Here is a 22,256-nt window from a genome sequence, read left to right as displayed (position 1 = left end):
CATTAATCACTTAGGTTAGGACCCAACCACTTTTCAGCTTCTTCCAAGGTCCAGCCTTTACGTGTAGCGTAATCTTCTACCTGGTCGGCTTGAATTTTGGCAACCGCAAAGTATTTCGAATCAGGATGAGCGAAATACCAACCCGATACCGATGCTCCCGGCCACATGGCGTAACTTTCCGTAAGCTTCATACCTGTGTGCTGCTCTGCTGACAATAAGTCCCAAATAAGCTGCTTTTCGGTGTGTTCTGGACACGCGGCGTAGCCTGGTGCCGGTCTAATGCCCTGATATTTTTCGCGGATAAGTTCTTCGTTACTCAGTGATTCGTTAGCGGCGTAGCCCCAATAGTGCTTACGCACCTGCTCGTGAAGATATTCCGCAAACGCTTCGGCAAGTCTGTCTGCCACCGCTTTAACCATAATACCGTTGTAGTCATCGCCTGCTTGAATATAGCTATCAGCAAGCTCGTCTTCCCCTATACCACCGGTAACGGCAAAAGCGCCCACATAATCATTTATGCCACTCGACTTTTCAGCCACAAAGTCTGCTAAACAATAATTAGCGAATTTGTCTTTTAGGGTTTGCTGACGCAAGTGATGGGCAACACCTTGAACTTGGTTTCTCGACTCATCGGTATAAATTTCAACATCGTCATTAACGCGGTTGGCAGGAAACAAACCGATAACGCCTTTCGCCTGAAGGCTGTTCTCTTCGATAATTTTATCCAGCATGGCGTTGGCGTCGTTAAACAGTGATTGTGCCTGCTCCCCCACTACTTCATCTTCGAGTATACGCGGGTACTTGCCTGCTAACGACCAAGTTAAGAAAAACGGCGTCCAATCAATGTAGTTACGCAGGGTAGCTAAATCGGCGGTTACCGGTGTTACACCCAAGCTCGCAGGTTTTACTGGCAAAGTCGTAAAATCTGGCTTAAAAGCGTTTTCTCTGGCCTGTTCTAAAGTCACCGGCTTGCTGCGCGGCTTCTTACGGGCGTGCTGTTCGCGTACCGTATCGTATTCTTTTGCCAGTTCCTGCGCGTAAATATCGCGAGACGCTTTGTTTAAAAGACGCTGGCACACGCCTACTGCTCTACTTGCGTTTGGAACATAAGCCACAGGTGCATGATAATTTTGTTCTATTTTTACTGCGGTATGCGCTTTTGATGTAGTCGCCCCGCCAATAAGAAGCGGAATATCAAAACCCTGACGCTCCATTTCTTTGGCTACGTGAACCATCTCATCAAGTGATGGTGTAATTAGACCCGACAAACCAATCATGTCGACGTTTTCATCTTTGGCGGTTTGTAAGATTGTTGCCGCTGGCACCATTACGCCAAGATCAATCACTTCAAAGTTATTGCACTGAAGTACCACGCCTACGATATTTTTACCAATATCGTGAACGTCACCTTTTACCGTAGCGAGAAGAATTTTACCGTTGCTTTTCGCATCGTCTGACTTTTCTTCTTCAATGTATGGCTGTAAATGGGCTACCGCCTTTTTCATTACACGGGCCGACTTTACTACCTGAGGAAGAAACATTTTTCCTTCGCCGAACAAATCCCCTACTACGTTCATACCGTCCATTAACGGCCCTTCGATAACGTGTAACGGACGCTCAGCTTGTTGACGCGCTTCTTCAGTATCTTCAATGATGTAATCGGTAATACCTTTAACAAGCGCATGCTCTAAGCGCTTATTCACTTCTTGCTCGCGCCAGGATAAATCTTCCTTTGCGGCCGCTTTACCGTCGCCTTGATAGTTCGGTGCAATATCGAGTAAGCGTTCAGTAGCATCACTTCTGCGGTTTAAAATCACGTCTTCAACCGCATCGCGCAATTCAGCGGGTATTTCGTCGTATACTTCTAGCTGACCTGCATTCACAATAGCCATATCCATACCGGCGCGAATAGCGTGATACAGAAACACGGAGTGCATGGCCTCACGTACTGGATTGTTCCCCCTGAACGAAAATGAAATATTAGAAAGGCCGCCGGAAATATGTGAGTACGGACAGGTTTTACGTATCTCGCGGGTCGCTTCAATAAAATCAACCGCGTAGTTATCGTGCTCTTCAATACCTGTCGCTACAGCAAAAATATTGGGGTCAAAGATAATATCTTCAGGAGGAAAGCCGACTTCTTCTGTCAGCAGCTTGTAGCTACGCTGACAAATCTCAACTTTGCGGGCTTGTGTATCGGCCTGGCCGGTCTCGTCAAAGGCCATAACTACGGTTGCAGCACCATAGCGCTTTATTAGCTTGGCTTGGTTCAAGAAGATCTCTTCCCCTTCTTTTAAGCTAATAGAGTTAACAATCGCTTTGCCCTGCACACACTTAAGCCCTGCTTCGATAATCTCCCATTTAGACGAGTCGATCATAATGGGAACTCGGCTAATATCTGGCTCAGAGGCAATCAGGTTTAAAAAGGTGATCATGGCCTGCTTTGAATCAAGCATGGCCTCATCCATATTGATATCAATAATTTGAGCACCGTTTTCTACCTGCTGTCTTGCGACATCAAGTGCGGTTTCATAATCACCTTCAAGAATAAGACGTTTAAAGCGAGCAGAGCCTGTAACGTTGGTGCGCTCACCGATATTAATAAATGTAGAAAATTCTGCGCTCATTATGCCCTCCTAGTGTACAAACGGCTCTAGGCCTGACAAACGCATTTTAGGTTCAAATTCGGGAAGCTGGCGTGGCGCGATACCTTTAACCGCATTAGCAATATCGCGAATATGCTCTGGGGTACTGCCACAACAGCCCCCAACGATGTTCACTAGCCCTGACTGAGCCCATTCTTTGATGTGCTCGGCCATTTCTGGCCCTTCCATATCGTATTCACCAAATTCGTTAGGTAAGCCAGCGTTAGGGTGTGCAGATATGAAGCACTCACTCACATTAGCTACTTCATCGACGTATTGGCGCAAAAGATCCGGCCCAAGTGCGCAGTTTAAGCCGAAGGAAAACGGGTTAATATGTCGCATTGAGTAGTAAAATGCTTCCGCTGTTTGCCCAGATAGCGTACGCCCAGATGCATCGGTGATAGTGCCTGATACCATTACTGGCAAAAACCTACCCAGTTTTTCAAATACCGACTCTACGGCAAACGCTGCTGCCTTGGCATTTAACGTATCGAAAATAGTTTCAAGCATGATTAGGTCAACGCCGCCTTCAATGAGGGCTTCGGTAGACTCACTGTAGGCCTCTACTAATTCATCAAAAGTGACATTGCGCTTACCTGGGTCATTAACATCAGGTGAAATAGAGGCAGTGCGGTTTGTTGGCCCTAATACACCGGCCACAAAGCGGGGTTTCTCAGGTGTTTTTGCTGTGAATTCGTCTGCTGCTTTACGCGCTAATTTAGCCGCAGCTAAATTGATATCACGTGATTGGGCCTGCATATCATAATCGGCCATAGCGATAGTGGTAGCATTAAACGTATTCGTTTCAATAATGTCCGCACCAGCTTCAAAGTAATCACAGTGAATTTGGTAAATAATATCGGGCTGGGTAAGCACTAATAGGTCGTTATTACCCTTTACGTCACAGTGCCAGTCGGCAAACTGTGTTCCGCGATAATCTTCTTCTTCTAACTTATGGCGCTGGATCATGGTGCCCATGGCACCGTCTAAAATAAGAATGCGTTTTTGAGCGGCTTCTGTAAGCGATGCCTGCGCGCTAGAAATTGGTCTTTGGCTCACGTGCTACCTCTTTGGCTGTGACTTTTCAGCAAGCTGACTTAAATCGTAAGGCGTGGTCTGATAGACATAATAATTCAGCCAGTTCGTAAACAATAGGCTGCCGTGCGAGCGCCACTGTACTATAGGAGACTTGGCTGGATCATCCCCTTCAAAATAGTTTTTCGGCATTGCCGGCGTTTGTCCCGCGGCAATATCCCGTAAATATTCGTCTTTGAGCGTATCAGGGTCATATTCTGGATGGCCCGTTACAAACACCATTCGCTTGTCTTCTGACGCCACAATATACGCACCCACGTCGTCAGATTCTGCCACAACACTCAATCCATCAACACTGTTATATAAAGAGGTATTGATGTGCCCATATCGAGAGTGGGGGGCGTAAAACGTGGGGTCAAAACCTCTCAATAGTTCATTGTGAGGATCGTTCACTTTATGCTTGAAAACACCGGAAAACTTTTCGTCTCTGATCTCTCGGGTTATACCATAGAAGTGATACATAGCCGCATGTGCAGCCCAACATAAATACAGAGTAGAGTTAACGTGTCGCTGCGCCCACTCCAGTATTGTCGTCATAGTGTCCCAGTACTTCACCTCTTCATAATCGATAAGCGCAAGAGGCGCACCGGTTACTATAAGCCCATCGTATTTTTTGTTCGCGACCGCTGAAAAGTCGTGATAGAAGGCATCCATGTGTGACTGTGGAGTATTTTTGGGTGCTTGATTATCAATTCTAATCAAGTCGACATTTATTTGTAGCGGCGTATTCGATAGCAGGCGAAGTAACTGTACTTCTGTTTCTATCTTGTTCGGCATCAAATTAAGGATGCCGACTTCAAGAGGACGAATATCCTGATTGGCAGCCCTGTCCATGTCCATGGTAAAAATGTTTTCACCTTGTAGTACATTCTGCGCGGGTAACTGCTCAGGAATACGAATTGGCATAGAGGACTCCAGTGATAAATTACAATATCTGTATTGTGTCTATAACTGGCAATATGTCAACATCTTTACGTCTAGACGTCTAAACGTTTTATTATCTGGTGGAAAAAATATTAGCTATTTTGCTTATGCACCATCATTAACATCTCAGCTTCAGCGCGAGGAATGTCGCAGGCCTCAATGATTTCTTCAATGCTGGCACCTTGCTTAACTAAGTCTGCAGCACGTTGATATAAACGTAGAGAAGGGTCTTGCAGTTTAAGTTCACGAAGCTGATTTTCTATATCAGTTTGCTTTTCGTCTAGCTCTTGAAGGTGGCGAGTAATGACCAGAGTGCGTGCTTGCGCCTCGGTTTGTTGATTGTTGGCATTTTTTGCAAGGGCTTCAGTTCGCGCAATAGCAGAGGCGTTATTTTGCTCACTATCGCTTAAAGCTGTACGTAACTGCTTAACGTGCGAATACAAAATACTTACCGCAACAGCAAGTACAATGATAAAACCGCACAAGATAAGTTCAATTAAGGTAGGTGCAGCAAGCTGCCATTCCATGGACATAACCCTTGGGGAAATGTAGGCGACATAGACAATACATGTCGCCTGTTCATTATTTAGATATTGCTAAGCTCATCCCACTCTTCATCGCTTAGCAATTTATTCAAATCAACAAGAATAAGCAGTTCGCCATCGCGGTTACTTACACCCTGTATAAACTTAGCGCTTTCTTCAGTACCAACGTTAGGCGCACTGTCAATTTCTGAAGATTTTAAGTAAACCACTTCAGCTACGCTATCCACCAAGATACCGACAACCTGTTCGTCAGATTCAATAATAACAATACGTGTATTGTCTGTGATTTCCGTCGGTGGCAACCCAAAACGCGCACGGGTATCAATGACGGTTACCACGTTACCGCGCAAGTTTATAATACCAAGCACATAGTCTGGCGCACCGGGTACAGGGGCTATTTCAGTATAACGCAAGACCTCTTGTACCTGCATCACGTTAATACCGTAAGTTTCTTCACCTAAGCGATACGTCACCCATTGAAGGACTTCGTCGTTACTGTCGCTAGCGTTATTATTCATTCTTTCGTCGCTCATGAACCTGGCTCCCAATACTATGGCGTCTGGTCGTTACTGCCTAAGCCTTTGTTAAGCATAGATATTAATTCTTCAACGTCAATTAACGCACACATTTTTTCTTTAACCATCCCTGCTAACCAGGGACGCTTACCTGTGGACTCGCGCCATTTAACATCATCGGTAGTCAAATTGACTGTGTTTACAAGCTTTTCGCTTGCTAATCCCCACACACTCTCCCCTAACATTATAAGATATCGGTAGTTAAGTGATTGTGCGAGGTTTTCATCATATTTTTCTGGCATTACCCATTTTGCAGAGTCAACAACACTAAGTTTAGACTCTCTGTGCAACATTACACCCATAAACCAGTCGGGTTTTCCAAATAAGGGGCCTACTTTTTCAATTTGGTGGATGCCACCTAGCGATGTTAAAGGCACCGCAAGGGTTAACCCCGCAACCTCAAAGAATAGCGCCTGAAAGCGAAAACCGAGAGTATCCTTTAGTGGAACTTTTGTTTTTGGAGTTCGGCCTAATACCTCGTCTTGTCTTTGCTCTATTGAAGTTTCGGCATCAAGATGTTGCTGTTCATCCTCAATCGTCTCTACTTTTTGCGTCTCAATTAAAGATGTAACCTTTTCAGCTATCGCCTCTTGTTCATTCGATAGTGGCTCACTTTCATTTGCCGTTGAAGCGAGCGCTGTTTCAGCCATCTGCTGAGAAGCCTGTTCGAGCAATTTTGCCGTGCGCGCAGTCACATCTTCCGGTGCTTCTGGCTCTTTGAGAAGGCTGTCTAAGTATGCCTCCATCACTTCTTCACGGGCAAATGGCGATTGCTTGCTCATGGTTTTGTTATTTCTCCAATACGGCTAACAGTTTATCGTAGGCATTTACACCTCTCGTCTTCGGGTACGCAGCAGAGATAGGTAGTTGAACCAAGCTCGCATCTCTGAAATGCGTATCAACGGGAATGACGCCTTCCCAGACTCGCTCGCCGTAATCGCTCATTAATCGCTTTCTCGACGCCAGCGCTGCGTTAGTGCGCTTATCAAACATAGTTGGAATAATCAGGGTGTCAAAGGACTTGTTTAACGAACGCCCCATTATTTCCATAGTACGGATCATCCGATCCAAGCCTTTAAGCGCTAAATATTCTGTCTGGGTCGGTACAATAACTTTATCGCATGCCGCTAATGCATTGACCATCAACACGCCCAAAACAGGTGGGCAGTCGATAATGGCAAAATCAAACTCATCGGCTATTTTTGCTAGTGCTTTTTTCAACACTAAGCCCATGCCTTGTTCGCTTCCCATGGTTCTGTCTAACGTTGCCAATGCCATAGTCGCTGGCAGCACGTATAAGTTATCGAGCTTCGTAGGACATAGACAGTCCATTACATTATCGGCAGTAATCTCATTAGACTTAATAAAAATGTCGTAAACTGAATGACTTGTCGCTTCTGCGTCTATGCCGAAGTAATAGCTAAGCGAAGCATGTGGATCAGTATCAATCATGAGAACTCGCTTGCCCTTCTGAGCCAGCAAGCCGCCAAGGCTAACGGTTGTAGTTGTCTTACCTACCCCACCTTTTTGATTTGCTACCGTCCACACTTTCATAATTGCTGTTCCATTACTATTCAAACTGCTATCGCATTTCGGTTTGAACGCAACTGCTCATATCATCGATATTAATATTCTTACTCGATATGTTGGCCGCGGCGACAGCCTGAGGCATACCATAAACCACGCAGGAATCTTGGTCTTGTGCCCAAATAGTCGCACCTTTATCTTTAAGTAGTCGACAGCCTTCCCTACCGTCAGCCCCCATACCCGTTAATATAACCCCCAATACATCTCCACCATAGGCTCTAGCTAACGAGCTAAACGTCAGGTCTACACTTGGCTTATAGTTCACTTTATCTGCCTGGCTTGCATCGACAATCGATATCCGCTTGTTGCTTCCGATAGACTCAATAAGCATTTGCTTGCCTCCGGGTGCGAGGTAAGCATGTCCAGGCTTCAAAATATCGCCTTGCTCAGCTTCCTTCACTCTAATTTTGCAGTTGCTGTCTAATCGCTGTGCAAATGCGGTAGTAAAGGTTCCAGGCATGTGTTGCACAAGTAAAATAGGGTAAGGAAAGTCCCCAGGTAAGGGAGAAAGCACTTTTTGGAGTGCAACAGGCCCACCTGTGGATGCCCCAATAGCCAAACATTTATACTGCTTCCCTGTTGCTCTTACAGACGAAACGGTAGGCTGCTTTGCTGCGTCTTTATGACCAGAAAGTAAACCCGACGTTTTGAAAAACGCCTGTTTCGGCGCGTTATCAGGAAGTTTTCTGGTTTCAACAGAACGAAAGGAAGGACGCTTCAAGCCCAACCCTCTTCGCGCTATCAACCTAACTTTAGTACAAAGTAGTCGCGAAGCATCTTTTCTATCTTGGGCAATGTCTTCGAATTTTTTGGGTAAAAAATCTAGTGCGCCGGCTTCTAACGCGTCAAGCGTTGCCTGAGCGCCGTGATGCGTCAATGAAGAAAACATCAAAATAGGCGTAGGACGTTTATCCATAATAGCCTTCACAGCCGAAATACCGTCCATGACAGGCATTTCTACGTCCATGGTTATTACATCGGGTTTAAGTGCTTCTGCTTTGTCCAGTGCATCACGCCCGTTTCTCGCTTCCCCAACAACTTCAAGTTCTCTATCACCATCGAGTATTTCTCTTACTCGACGGCGATAAAAGGTCGAGTCGTCCACGACAAGGACTTTAAAGACCATGGATTATCATTCCTGTTAATTCATCGCCTTACTTGATAGGTTTACGCGCGTACCGTTTTAGCAGGCTCGGAATATCTAAAATTAGTGCAATTCCACCGTCTGACGTAATTGTAGCACCCGCCATACCAGGCGTTCCTTGCAACAATGCATCCAGCGGTTTGATAACCACTTCTTCCTGGCCTATTAGCGCGTCTACGACAAACCCGACTTGCTGTGTACCAATTTGTACTACAACAACATGCCCCTTTTCTTTATCGATATTTTTGGGGCCTCGGATTAGCCATTCGCCAAGGAAAAACAAAGGAATTGCTTTTGAACGAACTATCATTGTTAATTGGCCATCAACCGTATTGGTCTTCTTGATGTCCATATTTATTATTTCGTTCACCGCACCTAATGGTAACGCAAAGGTTTGTTTTCCTACAACAATCATTAATGTGGGTAGAATGGCTAGCGTTAGCGGAACTTTAATGTCCAGTCGCGTGCCTTTTCCTAACTGCGAATCAATATTAACCGTACCGTTAAGCTGGTTAATTTTGGTCTTAACCACGTCCATACCCACACCACGACCAGAAATATCGCTAATTTCAGTCTTAGTGGAAAAGCCTGGTGCAAATATAAGGTTAAACGCCTCAACATCAGACATACGCGCTGCTGCATCCGCATCTAATACGCCACGACTAATAGCGATTTCCTTAAGCTTTTCTGGGTCCATCCCCTTACCATCATCTTCGATAGTAAGAAGAATGTGATCGCCTTCTTGAGACGCCGATAGCTGAACCGTCCCCATGCGAGGCTTACCCGCTGCAGCACGGTCATCCGGCATCTCAATACCATGGTCGACGGAGTTTCTCACCAAATGCACCAGAGGATCAGCCAGTGCTTCAACCAAGTTTTTATCTAAATCGGTTTCCTCACCCACAAGTTCTAAGGTAATTTCTTTCTTTAAACTTCTGGCGAGGTCACGTACCACCCGAGGGAATCGGCCAAAAACCTTTTTAATTGGCTGCATGCGGGTTTTCATTACCGCACCCTGCAAATCGCCCGTCACCACATCTAAGTTGGCGATAGCTTTTGACATGCTCTCGTCGTTACTATTGATACCTAAGCTAATGAGTCTGTTTCTAACCAAAACTAGCTCACCGACCATATTCATTATTTGGTCTAGGCGCTTAGTATCTACACGTACAGTGGTCTCTGCAGGAGGTGCTGCAGGGGTCGCTTTCTTATCATCTTTTTTGGGTGCTGCTTTAGATGCAGCGGGTGCACTGGCTTTTGCTGGACTAGGTGCAGGCGTTGGCTTGGGCGCCGCCGCTGAAGCAGAGGCAGCCGGAGCTGATTGCTTTGCTTTCTGCACCGCTTCTGTTGCAGCCTTATCTACCGGCGGTTCTGGGGCCTTTGAAGGCGAGCTTTGTTTTGTTGGACCTTGACCAGAGCCGTGCAGCTGATCAAGTAGCGCTTCGAATTCATCGTCAGTGATTTCTTCGTCACCAGCACTACTTGGTGGTGCAGATGCTGGGGCAGGCTCGGCTGCGCTCTTTTCTTCACCGCCAAACTTACCTTTACCATGAAGGTCATCAAGCAGCGCTTCGAACTCTTCGTCGGTAATATCATCGCTATCTGAGCTTACAGCCGGCGCTGACGCCTTAGCAGGTTCGCTTTTAGCCGGTGATGACTGCCCTGGCGCACCAGAGCCATGAAGTTCGTCGAGAAGCGCCTCAAACTCATCTTCAGTTATTTCGTCAATACCACCGCTACTGTCACCCGCGTCTGTCGTTGAAGGCGCAGGCTCTTCTATGACTAATTCGGGCTCTTCAACAGCCACCTCCGGCTCAGCCGCAGGTGCACTGGCGTTATCAAATATGTTTTCATCTGGAGATTCTGGGCGACTTAGTTTGTGCAATACGTCGACTAGATGTGCATCTGCTGGTTCTAATGGATCCCGTGCTTTTACTCGCTCGAACATTTCAACCACCACGTCCGTGGCTTGTAAAATAATATCCATTAATTCAGGTGTTAGCGTTCTTTGACCATTGCGCATTACGTCAAAAACGTTTTCTGCACCATGACAAATTTCAACTAACTCAGTAAGAGAAAGGAAACCCGCTCCCCCTTTTACTGTGTGATAGCCGCGGAAAATTGCGTTAAGCAAATCCGCGTCTTCAGGATTGTTCTCAAGATCAACGAGCTGTTCTTGTAATTGTTCAAGTATCTCTCCAGCCTCAACCAGAAAGTCCTGTAATATATCCTCGTCAACATCAAACGACATGCGCCCGCTCCCCTAAAAACCTAAGCTAGACAGAAGATCATCTACATCATCTTGACCTGAAACGACATCGTCCCGTTTGTCAGCATCAATGATTGGTCCTTCCGCCTCTACACCATCAACCTTATCGGCCTTAACGCTAGATGGTTTAGTTTGTTCTGCACCGTCACGCTCACCAAACATAGTAAGCATGTTTACAAGACTATCTTCGACCTCTTTAACAAGGTCGATAACGCGGCGAATAACCTGCCCCGTCAAGTCTTGATAGCCTTGTGCCATTAACACTTCGGTAAGTAACTGTGTAAGTTTAGCTGACTGAGCCGAACCTTCTTCCAACAATTCGTCTAAGTCTGCGCATAATACCTTGAATTCGCCTAATTCGATTTGGCGATTCATAAGCTTCTTCCACTCAGGCATGACCTTTTCGATCCGCTCCGATAGCATTTCTGCAATCGGCATGCTCGCCTCGACGGCGTCCATAGTAGTATTAGCAGCTTTTTCAGTTTCTTCAATTACGTAGGTAAGGCGGGACTGCGCATCAGGAATATCGTCAGTAGCTAAGTTTTTGATGCGGTCATCTATTTGAAAGTTATTTAACGCGTCGTGTAGTTGACGCGTTAATTTTCCTACTTCAGCAAACAACTCAACGTTTTCTTTCATTGAGACGGCTTCAAGCAGTGCGTTAGCTGAAGTCTTGTCGCCTTCTTCAAGAAACGCGACAAGTTGTTTTGCTTCCTCTAGCGATATTGGAACGTTTACATTCGTTGACATCCAGTAAACCTCATTTATCTGGTGAGCGTCTGGATCAACCTAAACGTTCGAATATTTTATCTAGTTTTTCTTTTAGTGTTGCAGCTGTGAACGGCTTTACAACATACCCATTTACACCCGCTTGTGCGGCGGCAACAATTTGCTCTTTCTTCGCTTCTGCAGTAACCATAAGCACAGGTAGGTGCTTAAGCTTATCGTCTGCTCTTATCGCGCGAAGCAAATCTATACCCTGCATGCCAGGCATATTCCAATCGGTCACAACAAAGTCGAAATCGCCCTGTTGTAACATAGGTAATGCAGTGCTTCCGTCATCCGCTTCCTGGATGTTGGCAAAACCCAAATCTTTAAGCAGGTTTTTGATGATTCGTCTCATGGTAGAAAAGTCATCGACCACGAGAATTTTCATGCTTTTGTCCAAAATAGCCTCCAGTGAGGGGTTAATTGTTATTAATCTCTATTCTTCGTCAGCTTGCCACGACTTCATTCGTGATTTGAGTTTTAACATGGCTTGACTATGAATTTGACTGACTCTCGACTCACTTACATCAAGAACTTCACCTATTTCTCTTAAGTTTAGTTCTTCGTCGTAATAAAGTGAAAGTACAATCGCTTCTCGCTCAGGTAATGTCGTAATTGCATGGGCAAGCGCTTTTTGAAAAGCGCCCTGCATCAAATCTTCTAACGGTGCGTCACTACCTCTACTTTGCTCAGTAGTAATAACATCTTCCGACACACCTAAGTCTTCAATACCCACCAGCTTTCCGGCATTTACTTCATTAAGCATCTGGTGATAATCCTGCAAGCTTACGTTCAGCTTATCAGCAATATCAGAATCTCTTGCATCACGCCCCGTTTCGCTCTCTACTTGAGATATCGCTTCGGTTATCGCGCGACCGTTGCGGTGAACGGAACGCGGGGTCCAGTCACCTTTTCGTATTTCATCAAGCATGGCACCGCGGATGCGAATACCTGCAAAGGTTTCGAAACTTGCGCCTTTAGAACCGTCAAAATTTCGTGCGGCTTCAAGCAATCCAATCATGCCTGATTGAATAAGGTCATCAACAAGTACGCTGGCAGGCAGTCGCGCAATCAAATGATGCGCAATTCGCTTTACCAGAGGCGCATGTCTTTCGACTAACTGCGATTTATCTGTTTGTTGTTGATAAGCGGCTGCCTTGCTGTTCAACGCTGACTTCCTACGGCTTTTTCTGCAACTAACTGTTCAATAAAAAATTCTAAATGGCCACCAGGCTGTGCTGGAATTGGCCATGTAAGGGCCTTACTTGCCAGCTTAGTTATTGCTACAGCTGCTGGAGAGCCCGGAAAAGCATCAACAATGGCTGTTTGTTTGCGCACTGCTTTGCGAATATTTTCGTCAAATGGCACTGTCGCCACTAATTCTAGTGCAACATCAAGAAAACGCCCTGTCACTTTGCTTAATTTGCTAAATAATTCCTGACCTTCTCGCACATCGCGAACCATGTTGGCTACGACTTTAAAACGAAAAACACCATGCTCGCGGTTAAGAATTTTTATTAACGCGTAAGCATCCGTTAAAGACGTTGGCTCATCACACACCACAACCATGATATCTTGTGAGGCTTTTGAAAAGCTCAATACCATATCCGAAATGCCTGCCGCAGTGTCGACGATAAGCACATCTATTTGAGAGCGCAATTCACTAAACGCTCTGATCAAGCCAGCGTGTTGCGTTGGTGAAAGCTCTGCCATTGACTGCGTACCTGATGTTGCAGGCGCTATCTTAATGCCATGGGGGCCGGTCACTAAAACTTCATCTAACGTGCATTCTCCAGAGAGCACGTGAGATAAGTTTTTCTCAACCCTTAAACCTAACATCACATCTACGTTGGCAAGACCTAGGTCTGCGTCGAGAACCATTACACGTTTACCCTGCTTCGCCATAGCGATAGCGGTATTAAGTGTAATGTTCGTTTTACCTACGCCACCTTTACCACCAGTGACGGCGATTACTTTGATTAACCGTGATTGCTTCATTTTTCTTAAGCTACTCGCTTGATCGTCAATCATACTGCTTATGCTGTTTTAATTGCGTTGTTACCACTAGTATGATTCAAACCGTACTTTTTATAAAGCTTTGCAGCAGCGGAAACCAAAGATTTCGCTTCTGCAATCTTAATGTCTTCAGGTACTTTTTGACCATCGGTGACATAACTAACCGGTAGTTGGTATTCAACCGCTGCACTAAGTACCTCTCCCAAAGAGTAGCACTCATCTAACTTTGTGAAAATACAGCCACTTAGTTCAATATCATCGTACGCTTGAATGATTCTTTGCAAAGCAGGATATTGCGTATTCGCCTGGGCTACCAAATATTTTTTCACTTTTGGCATTTGACCGTTATCGAACTGCTTAATTTGCTTAATTAATCGACTATCCCGTTGACTAAAACCTGCTGTATCAATCAATACTAGTCGCTTATGACGAAGTTGAAACAATAAATCTGCAAGTTCTTCACTCGTTTGCGCTTTTCGCACGGTACAGCCAATAATTTTTCCATATGTCGCCAGCTGTTCATAAGCTGCAATTCTATAAGTATCTATGGTTATCATAGCCACAGATTCTGCACCGTACTTTTGTGCATAGCGCGCAGCCAGCTTAGCCACAGTGGTTGTTTTACCGGTGCCGGTAGGCCCTACTAATGCAACAGCTCCTTGTGCGCTAAGTATATCGTTTCCAGTCACATTTATGCGATTAGCCAATAGGTTAAGAAGATAAACCCATGCATCGCGCTCGTTGTAATGTGACGGTGTATAGCTAATAAGCTGCTGTGCTAATGCGCTACTTAACCCCATATCTGTTAAGCGCGTAACCAAATATTGGTGAACAGGTTTTTGACGTTTGTTTTTTGCTTCCATCAAGTCGGCCACTTGATACTGTAATACGTCGCGAAGGGAGGCCAGTTCTTGTTTAATTTGCGCTAGTTCAGACGACTGAGATGCAGGTGTTTCGCCCATGCTTGAAGCTTGATGCTCGGGGAAAGCGTGTTGATTTACACTATCTTCAACAGGTGATTGCGTCTCTATATCGTCAATGAAGGCTTCTGAAAAATCTAAGTGTGATGCTATTTCATTGGCGTGCTTAGCGTTAGCTGACATAGGTTGGTCTGGCTGAACAGTATTCGTTGCCTGCGCTTTTCCACCGTGCTGCTTTTCTAACAGTGCTTTAAGGCTGTCAGGGCCGTCGTCACCGATAATCTCGCTTAAGCTAGGCACAGCTTTTTGACCAGGTGTTTTAGCAGCAGCTTGTGGAGACGCTTTAGGCGTAAAAAGCTTAGCTTCAGGCTCTTTATCATAAGCGGCTACAAGCTCAATACCATCAGCCACTTTGCGGTTTGACATGATCACAGCATCACTGCCTAACTCAGCTTTAACCTGGCTTAACGCCTCACGCATATCTTTGCCGAAGAAACGTCTAATTTTCATTGCAACCTCTCCAATCACCCAGTGTCAGATTATTGACCGACCGAACTGACTATTTTTATTTGTTTGTCGTCAGGCACTTCTTGGTATGAAAGAACATGCAGCCCAACAACAGAATATTTTAAGAAGCGAGACAGAACGGGTCGTAGCATGCCTGAGGTAAGGAGTACTGCAGGCTCTCCTTCTAACTCTTGCTGCTGACTGGCTTGCTGCAATGATTTTTGCAGCTTGTCTGCCAGACCTGGTTCTATGCCAGCGCCATCTTCGCCACCTGCTTGAAGTGACTGGTGCAACATCTGTTCCAACTCTGGCGCCAAGGTTATGACAGGTATCTCTTTCGCACCTTGAGTAATTTCTTGGACGATTAAACGCTTAAGGGCAATACGCACTGCAGACACCAGTACATCTGGGTCTTGACTGCGCGTACCATACTCACTGAGGGTTTGCACAATTGTACGCATGTCGCGAATAGGCACGCCTTCAAACAATAAGGTTTGCAGTACTTTCACTACAGTGCTTAGCGGAAGAATGTCAGGTACTAATCCTTCAACCAGTTTTGGATGCTGCTTAGCTAGCATATCAAGAAGCTGCTGGGCTTCTTCATGCCCTAGTAATTGATAAGCATTATTAGAAAGCAACTGGCTTAAATGAGTTGCCACAACCGTAGCGGCGTCAACAACCGTGTACCCAAGGGTTTGTGCATGCTCCCGTTTATTCGGCTTAATCCATACTGCATCCAATCCGAACGCGGGGTCTTTAGTGGCACGCCCTTCTAATTTACCGAACACTTGCCCTGGATTAATCGCAAGTTCTTCATCGTGACTAATAACAGAATCGCCAATCGTTACGCCTAGCATAGCGATGGTGTAAGTGTTTGGCTCTAAATCCAAGTTATCGCGGATATGGACAGGCGGAATAAGGAAACCCAGCTCTTGCGAAAGTTTCTTACGCACACCTTTAATGCGCGTCAACAACTCGCCACCTTGGGATTTATCAACAAGTGGAATTAAGCGATAGCCCACTTCTAAACCAATAGTATCTACCTGCTGAACATCATCCCAGCCAAGCTCTTTAACCTCAGGAGCGACTGTTTCATCTTTCATTACATTATCAGGTACTTTAGGCTCAGCAGCTTTCTTCTTCGCCTGAACTGACTGCCAGTAAGCAAAACCTGCAATCAAGAAAGAAAAGCCTAAGAAAGCGATGTGAGGCATACCAGGAATGATACCCATTACAAATAGAACGCCCGAGGCGATATACAGGGCTTGATTATTACCAAGTTGACCGCGGATCTCTTTGCCCATTTCTTGGGTTTCATTTTCTCGGGTAACGATAATAGCAGTCGCAACCGACAATAACAGTGAAGGTATTTGCGCCACCAAACCATCACCTATGGTCAAGATAGTATAAATTTCTATCGCGTTACCGAATGAAAGGCCGTGTTGAATCATGCCAATAAAAAGGCCACCGACAATATTAATTAGCATGATAAAAAGGCCAGCGACTGCATCACCCTTCACGAACTTTGACGCACCATCCATCGACCCGTAAAAATCCGCTTCTGCGGTGATCTCTTCGCGGCGTTTACGTGCTTGGTCCTGGTCAATATATCCAGCGTTTAAGTCAGCATCTATGGCCATTTGTTTACCGGGCATAGCATCTAACGTAAAGCGTGCGCTTACTTCTGAAATACGGCCAGCACCTGCGGTCACAACTTTGAAGTTGATGATAAGAAGAATGGCAAAGACAACAATACCTACGGCGTAGTTACCGCCAATTACAACCTCACCGAAGGCTTCGATTACTTTACCTGCTGCATCGCCGCCTTCATGTCCGTAAAGCAAAACAACCCGAGTAGAAGCCACGTTTAGCGCCAGTCGTAAAACAGTAGCGATAAGTAAAACCAAGGGAAAAATGCCAAAATCTACTGGACGTTGGGTAAGTACAGCCACCAAAATAATCACTAGTGACAACGCAATATTAAAGCTAAACAACACGTCCAGTAAGAACGGTGGCATTGGCAATATAACCATGCCCATAATTGCCAAAAGGACGATGGGTGCGCCTAAACCACTGGTAAAATTTTGCAGCTGATTTTTATCGAATCGCTGAAGATAACCGGATAACTGCATGGCTTGGTGTCTCTCTATCAGAAAATTGACGCTTTGTGTGAATCTTCTGGGGAGTTTTCAACTAACGTGCCAGCTTTATGTTTTACACAAAAGTTATCACAGTCTGAGGTTTAATCATGGGGAATTATTACTTACAGTGACTTGCATCAAAGCAATTAAGATTTTGTATCCGAGGGACATATGAACAGTTTATAATTACGTCACTGTTCTTAGGGCCTATTGACCTAGTTTCCCTCCATTTCTGCTCTACGTTTTTAAAGGATTATTCATGGTAGTACTACAAAACCGTGTTGCGACGCTGTATTGGATCAGCTTTTTTATCATGCTGACTATTAGCGACGTAGCGCAAGCGTCTAAACAACCCAACTTACGACAGCGTGTAGAGAACTTACTTGTTGATTCAGTGGAGATATACGGTTCCCAAAATAGTAACCCATCTCGTGTACAAAATAGAGTTTTGGTAAGCGAAGTCTATACCCAGAATGGCTATCAATTTATATGGTTTGGTACTACTGAAGCTGAAAATCGCCTTCAAGAACTCACACATGAAATTGCTGATTCAGAGTTGCATGGGTTTTCGCCTGAATATTACCACGCATCAATACTCGAAAGTCGCGACGCCAATACGGCGCTCTTAGATGTGTTAGCAACCGATGCCTTTATCAGCCAAACTCTGCATCGATTAAATGGGCTTGTTAGTCCTGCTAATGCCGATGCGCAGTGGTTTCTTAAACAAAGAGAAGCGGATCCAGTGGCATCGCTAAATCGTGCATTAACCATTGGGGTATCGGCAACGTTGCAAGCGATGTGGCCATCACACCATGAGTATAAATTACTGTTAGAGAAAAAGCGTAGTCTTCTCAGCGAAGTTTCTACCGTTACAACCCCTATTCCTGCAGGGCCAACATTAAAGCTGAACACCACTGGCGACAGGGTTGTCTTGTTGAAGTCTCGCCTTCTAGGACCAGGAACCTACTCAGAGCAATTTGACCAAGAACTGCTAGATGCAGTGAAGCAGTTTCAAATGTCAGCAGGCCTAGAACCAGATGGAGTTGTGGGAAGCGCCACCTTTGAAGCATTAAATGCGACTACGTTTTCTTGGCTAGAAAGGATTGATGCAAACTTAGAGCGATGGCGCTGGCTTCCTCATCAAACTTGGTCGACATATTTACGCGTTAACATTGCGTCGTTTCAGTTGAGAGGATTTACTGAAGGTAAAGAAACATTGGGTATGCCGGTTATTGTCGGCACACCAGTGAGGCAAACGCCAGTGTTTGCTGAATCAATGAAATATATTGTGTTTAATCCCTACTGGACCGTACCTTTTAGTATTGCCACTAAAGATAAGCTGGCGAAATTGAAAACCAACCCTTCTTTATTGGTTGAGCAAGGTTATGAAGCCCAGCCCGCAGGCGTCAGCGGCTTCAGCCCTGTCGATGAATTTGATTGGACAAATGTTACCCGAGGAACATTTCACTACACGCTTAGGCAAAAGCCAGGGCCACACAACGCCCTTGGTAAAGTAAAGTTCATGCTCCCTAACAAGCATGCCATTTATCTTCACGACACCCCGGATCACAGCCTTTTTTCGAAGTTAGAAAGAAACTTCAGCTCTGGCTGTATCAGAGTATCTAATCCCTTGAAGCTCTCTCAATGGGTACTCACAAATTCAGGCCAAATTGAGGCAATACCACAAGCTGAGCAATTACTTCAAAGTGATGAGAACAGCACTATGTATTTAAAGAAACCTATTCCTGTTCTTATTGTGTACTTCACTGCGTTTGCAGATGAAACAGGAAGCATTGTTTTTCGCCGCGATGCTTACAATCGCGACAGCCATATTATTGAAAAATTGAAGGAGTTTAAACGTGCATAAGTGTTTGTTATTACTGGCTGCTCTTTTAACTGCAGCGCACGCCAGTGAAGCGTTCTCCTTTGACAATAGCATGCTCAATTCGAAGCTTGTTATTAATGGAAATACGGTTCCCTACCCAATTTTTTCCATTTTCGTCATGCCAAACAAAACGTTTACCGTAGAGTATGAGAATAAGAGCCATAGTGGGAGCTTTCAATTTCACTACGCGAACGGTGAAGCATTTAAAACAAACTCAAACCTACCATTAACTAGGGGAAATTTGGGAAAAGCGCCAATTATGGCGCCCAAGGAGCCGGGGTACTATTTGCTCAAGGCCACCAACAAACAAACCGATGAAATTGCGACACTCAATGTATTTGTTATGACGTCTATGGAAAAGGTTGATAAGACAGGTAAGTTAAACGGCTATACGATAGGAAAATACCCTGAAAAGCCCTTAAAAGACAACCCAATCTATTTACCTCCACCAGGGCTGATAGAGGTGTTACCAGAGCAAGCAAGCATCAGACTGTCTCCTAATTTTACTTTAGGGCAATTTCTTTCTAAGCAACAACAAGGGTTTCCAAAATACGTACATTTGCGCGCCGGCCTGTTATTGAAACTTGAAAAAATACTCTACACCTTAAACGAAGAGGGGCACGCGGTCGAAGGATTGACCATAATGAGTGGATATCGCACCCCATATTACAACAAAGCCATTGGCAACGTTCAGTACAGTCGTCATGTCTGGGGAGGAGCGGCAGATTTCTATATAGATCAGTCTCCGAAGGATGGCATTATGGATGACCTCAATAAAGACGGGGTTGTAAACCGTGATGACGCTGTTTGGCTAGCCGACTTTATCTCGAACATGTCAAAACAAGGCGCTTTCGGCCCAAGGGTCGGCGGACTTGGTATTTACGGTTCTAATGCTGCACACGGGCCCTTTGTGCATGTGGATGTGAGAGGAACTTTAGCACGCTGGTAACGCTGCACTTAACGTAAACATTGGGCAGTACCGAATGAAACTGCCCACTTTAGTTACGCTAAAACTTTTCCATCTTTACTGCGCAATTAACGTCGATATTCTGGTGGTATTGGCAAATCTCGTTTGAGCGGCTTAGGTCGTTTGCCCTTACCTGCTTTGTGCGCTTTTAACTGATAAACGTGCGCCAGCACCTGCGCTACCGCCATAAATAAGGCGTTCGGAATTTCATCGTCCACTTCTGTGGAGTAGAAAATGGCTCGCGCTAACATGGGTGAAGGAATTAGCGGCACATCGTTGGCGGTAGCAATTTTTCTGATGTGCATGGCTAGTTCGTCAGCACCTTTAGCGACCACAACCGGCGCTCTTACCCCTTTTTCGTCATATTTAATGACAACAGAAAAGTGAGTTGGGTTGGTCACTACAACGTCTGCTTGCGGTACTTCCTGCATCATGCGCTTGGTTGCAGCCTGATATTGCAAACGGCGAATTCGGCCTTTAACCATGGGGTCGCCTTCCGCATTTTTCCGTTCGTCTTTAACCTCTTGCTTGGTCATCTTCATTTCTTTGTTGTGCTTATACATTTGATAAGGCACATCGATGAGCGCGATGGGGATCATGCCGCACACCAAAATAAGAAACGCCCACTTGAGCATGTCGAGTGCGTGAAAGATGTTTCCCGGATAAAGCTCCATATCAAGGTGGAGCGCTTCATCTTCAAAGAACAGTAACGCCCCAATAGCCATGCCAATTATGACCACCACTTTTGCTATGGATTTTAGCAACTCAACCAAGCCGTTCATGCCGAACATGCGTTTGAAGCCTTGAATAGGGCTCATTTTTGAACCCTTAGGTTTTGCCCCTTCCCAGGTAAAGTTAAAACCACCAAGAGCAATAGAGCCATAAATGCCCGCTATCATAGCAACGACCATGTATAGCAGTACGGCAGGACCTACCGCCGAAAAAGCTTCACCCCATGCGCCAAACATGTGGGTTATGTCATAGGTTTCGTCACGAGAGAGAATGAACATTCTCTGGGTAAGTTTAAAAACAGATTCAGCAATCCACCCGCCCACAAACAAAAACATAAATGCACTTATGATAAGTACTAGGGTCGTAGAGAGTTCACGGGAACGGGCTAGCTGCCCTTTTTTTCGGGCATCTTCGAGTTTTTTCCCCGTGGGGTCTTCTGTTTTTTCGCTTGAATCTGCCATGTTTTCCTACGAACAAATATTCAATAGTTCACACATAAACTGTTCGGCTCTAAACCATTGGGTTTCGAAGTGTGCAGTAAAGTTATCAAGTGTTATCCAAATAATCAGTAATCCCATTACCTGAGCAATGGAAAAACCAATACTAAAAATGTTTAGCTGTGGTGCAGCTTTAGTCATTACGCCAAACGCCAAGTTCACGATAAGCAGCGAGACGATTGGCGCAAGAGAGAGGGTCACGGCCGATATAAACATCCAGCCTGCCCAATGGGCAATATCGCGGAACTGTTCACCGGTCCACCATGCTTCGCCTATAGGAAACGCCTCAAAGCTCATTACTATCATTTGGATCATGGACAAATGCCCATCTAAGGTCCAAAACAATAAGGTTGCTAGAATTAGATAAAACTGGCCGACTGCGGGCACGTTAATACCGTTTACCGGGTCAACGATTGACGCAAACCCCAAACCGGTTTGCATTGCTATAATTTGACCTGCAAGCACGAAGGTATTGAGCACCATCATTGATATAAAACCAATAGCAATGCCTATTAGCAACTGCTGAATAACGATTAAAAATGTGCCCACATCCACCAAATTTTCTATGGGTGACGGGGGCACTACCGGCATGATGATAAGCGTGAGCATTATACCCAACAAGGCTCTTACCTGCGGGGGAATTGATTTAGCACTCAAGCCAATCATGGCCACGAACAAGCCGCTAATGCGCATAAACGGCAGCAGCATGTCTGCTAGGAATTGATTGATGGTCGCTAGTTCGACTTCCACAACGTCAGCCTTCTAGCCCACAACCTGCGGGATCATATCAACCATTCTGAAAGTAAAGTCCATAAGCTGTTGCACCAACCAGTTACCTCCCCAGCTAAGCGCGAGAAGCGTAACAAGTAAGCGAGGTAAGAAGCTCATGGTTTGCTCGTTGATACTGGTCGCTGCCTGGAACACAGCAACCACTAGGCCTACGATCAAGCTTGGAACAATCACCGCAGATACCAACACAATAACCATGAACATGGCTTCTCGCAGTATTTCTACAAAGACTTCTGGTGACATAAGCCCT

The 22,256-nt window shown here is 45.3% G+C and carries 20 protein-coding genes; 2 read left to right on the top strand and 18 right to left on the bottom strand.

Annotation, left to right across the window (positions count from 1 at the left end):
- Positions 1-2 precede the first annotated feature (2 nt).
- The 15 genes from metH to flhA form a co-directional block, all read right to left on the bottom strand.
- Positions 3-2,627 carry a methionine synthase gene (gene metH, locus E5672_RS02495; protein ID WP_136780774.1) on the bottom strand — a complete coding sequence of 875 codons (2,625 nt, stop codon included), beginning with the start codon at positions 2,625-2,627 and terminating at the stop codon, positions 3-5.
- Between the two features lie 9 nt (positions 2,628-2,636).
- Positions 2,637-3,704, bottom strand: coding sequence for a homocysteine S-methyltransferase family protein (locus E5672_RS02490; protein WP_136780773.1), 1,068 nt, complete (start codon positions 3,702-3,704; stop codon positions 2,637-2,639).
- Between the two features lie 3 nt (positions 3,705-3,707).
- Positions 3,708-4,646, bottom strand: coding sequence for a homoserine O-acetyltransferase MetA (metA, locus tag E5672_RS02485; protein WP_136780772.1), 939 nt, complete (start codon positions 4,644-4,646; stop codon positions 3,708-3,710).
- A 110-nt stretch (positions 4,647-4,756) separates the two neighbouring features.
- Positions 4,757-5,191, bottom strand: a complete 435-nt coding sequence (locus E5672_RS02480) for a DUF2802 domain-containing protein (protein ID WP_136780771.1) — start codon at positions 5,189-5,191, stop codon at positions 4,757-4,759.
- Between the two features lie 59 nt (positions 5,192-5,250).
- A complete protein-coding gene (locus E5672_RS02475; RefSeq protein ID WP_136780770.1) occupies positions 5,251-5,742 on the bottom strand; it encodes a chemotaxis protein CheW in 492 nt (163 codons plus the stop codon).
- Positions 5,743-5,759: 17 nt separating this feature from the next.
- Positions 5,760-6,566, bottom strand: a complete 807-nt coding sequence (locus E5672_RS02470) for a chemotaxis protein CheW (protein ID WP_136780769.1) — start codon at positions 6,564-6,566, stop codon at positions 5,760-5,762.
- 7 nt (positions 6,567-6,573) lie between these two features.
- Positions 6,574-7,338, bottom strand: coding sequence for a ParA family protein (locus E5672_RS02465; protein ID WP_136780768.1), 765 nt, complete (start codon positions 7,336-7,338; stop codon positions 6,574-6,576).
- A 28-nt stretch (positions 7,339-7,366) separates the two neighbouring features.
- Positions 7,367-8,497, bottom strand: a complete 1,131-nt coding sequence (locus E5672_RS02460) for a protein-glutamate methylesterase/protein-glutamine glutaminase (protein WP_136780767.1) — start codon at positions 8,495-8,497, stop codon at positions 7,367-7,369.
- Between the two features lie 28 nt (positions 8,498-8,525).
- Positions 8,526-10,766, bottom strand: a complete 2,241-nt coding sequence (locus tag E5672_RS02455) for a chemotaxis protein CheA (protein WP_136780766.1) — start codon at positions 10,764-10,766, stop codon at positions 8,526-8,528.
- Between the two features lie 12 nt (positions 10,767-10,778).
- Positions 10,779-11,534, bottom strand: coding sequence for a protein phosphatase CheZ (locus E5672_RS02450; RefSeq protein ID WP_136780765.1), 756 nt, complete (start codon positions 11,532-11,534; stop codon positions 10,779-10,781).
- Positions 11,535-11,568: 34 nt separating this feature from the next.
- Positions 11,569-11,952: a chemotaxis response regulator CheY gene (gene cheY, locus E5672_RS02445; protein WP_025254383.1), complete on the bottom strand. Its 384-nt coding sequence runs from the start codon at positions 11,950-11,952 to the stop codon at positions 11,569-11,571.
- A gap of 36 nt (positions 11,953-11,988) precedes the next feature.
- Positions 11,989-12,720, bottom strand: a complete 732-nt coding sequence (locus tag E5672_RS02440) for an RNA polymerase sigma factor FliA (RefSeq protein WP_039223050.1) — start codon at positions 12,718-12,720, stop codon at positions 11,989-11,991.
- Positions 12,717-13,583, bottom strand: coding sequence for a MinD/ParA family protein (locus tag E5672_RS02435; RefSeq protein WP_039223052.1), 867 nt, complete (start codon positions 13,581-13,583; stop codon positions 12,717-12,719). The genes E5672_RS02440 and E5672_RS02435 overlap by 4 nt, the downstream gene beginning before the upstream one ends.
- A gap of 5 nt (positions 13,584-13,588) precedes the next feature.
- Entirely contained in the window at positions 13,589-14,998 is a 1,410-nt protein-coding gene (flhF, locus tag E5672_RS02430) for a flagellar biosynthesis GTPase FlhF (RefSeq protein WP_136780764.1), read from the bottom strand.
- 29 nt (positions 14,999-15,027) lie between these two features.
- Positions 15,028-17,127, bottom strand: coding sequence for a flagellar biosynthesis protein FlhA (flhA, locus tag E5672_RS02425; protein ID WP_136780763.1), 2,100 nt, complete (start codon positions 17,125-17,127; stop codon positions 15,028-15,030).
- A 268-nt stretch (positions 17,128-17,395) separates the two neighbouring features.
- Here flhA and E5672_RS02420 point away from each other — a divergent pair, with 268 nt between their 5' ends.
- Together E5672_RS02420 and E5672_RS02415 are read left to right on the top strand one after the other, a co-directional pair.
- On the top strand, positions 17,396-19,003 hold the full coding sequence (locus E5672_RS02420; RefSeq protein WP_136780762.1) for a L,D-transpeptidase family protein: 1,608 nt from the start codon (positions 17,396-17,398) through the stop codon (positions 19,001-19,003).
- Positions 18,996-19,970 carry a D-Ala-D-Ala carboxypeptidase family metallohydrolase gene (locus E5672_RS02415; RefSeq protein ID WP_136780761.1) on the top strand — a complete coding sequence of 325 codons (975 nt, stop codon included), beginning with the start codon at positions 18,996-18,998 and terminating at the stop codon, positions 19,968-19,970. The genes E5672_RS02420 and E5672_RS02415 overlap by 8 nt, the downstream gene beginning before the upstream one ends.
- Positions 19,971-20,056: 86 nt before the next feature.
- On the opposite strand, the gene flhB is transcribed toward E5672_RS02415, so the two are convergent.
- From flhB to fliQ, 3 genes are read right to left on the bottom strand one after another with little or no spacing between them, the layout of a single operon-like run.
- A complete protein-coding gene (flhB, locus tag E5672_RS02410; protein ID WP_136780760.1) occupies positions 20,057-21,181 on the bottom strand; it encodes a flagellar biosynthesis protein FlhB in 1,125 nt (374 codons plus the stop codon).
- Between the two features lie 6 nt (positions 21,182-21,187).
- Complete coding sequence (gene fliR / locus E5672_RS02405) at positions 21,188-21,967, bottom strand: flagellar biosynthetic protein FliR (RefSeq protein WP_014978604.1); 780 nt, start codon at positions 21,965-21,967, stop codon at positions 21,188-21,190.
- Positions 21,968-21,979: 12 nt separating this feature from the next.
- The gene (gene fliQ / locus E5672_RS02400) at positions 21,980-22,249 is read right to left on the bottom strand and encodes a flagellar biosynthesis protein FliQ (RefSeq protein ID WP_012517675.1); all 270 of its coding nucleotides are present in this window, start codon (positions 22,247-22,249) and stop codon (positions 21,980-21,982) included.
- Positions 22,250-22,256: the final 7 nt, after the last annotated feature.

This window comes from Alteromonas portus (assembly GCF_005117025.1).
GTDB classification, from domain to species: Bacteria; Pseudomonadota; Gammaproteobacteria; order Enterobacterales; family Alteromonadaceae; genus Alteromonas; species Alteromonas portus.
Note: the sequence above shows the minus strand (reverse complement) of the source record. Positions and strands in the feature narration are given on the sequence as shown.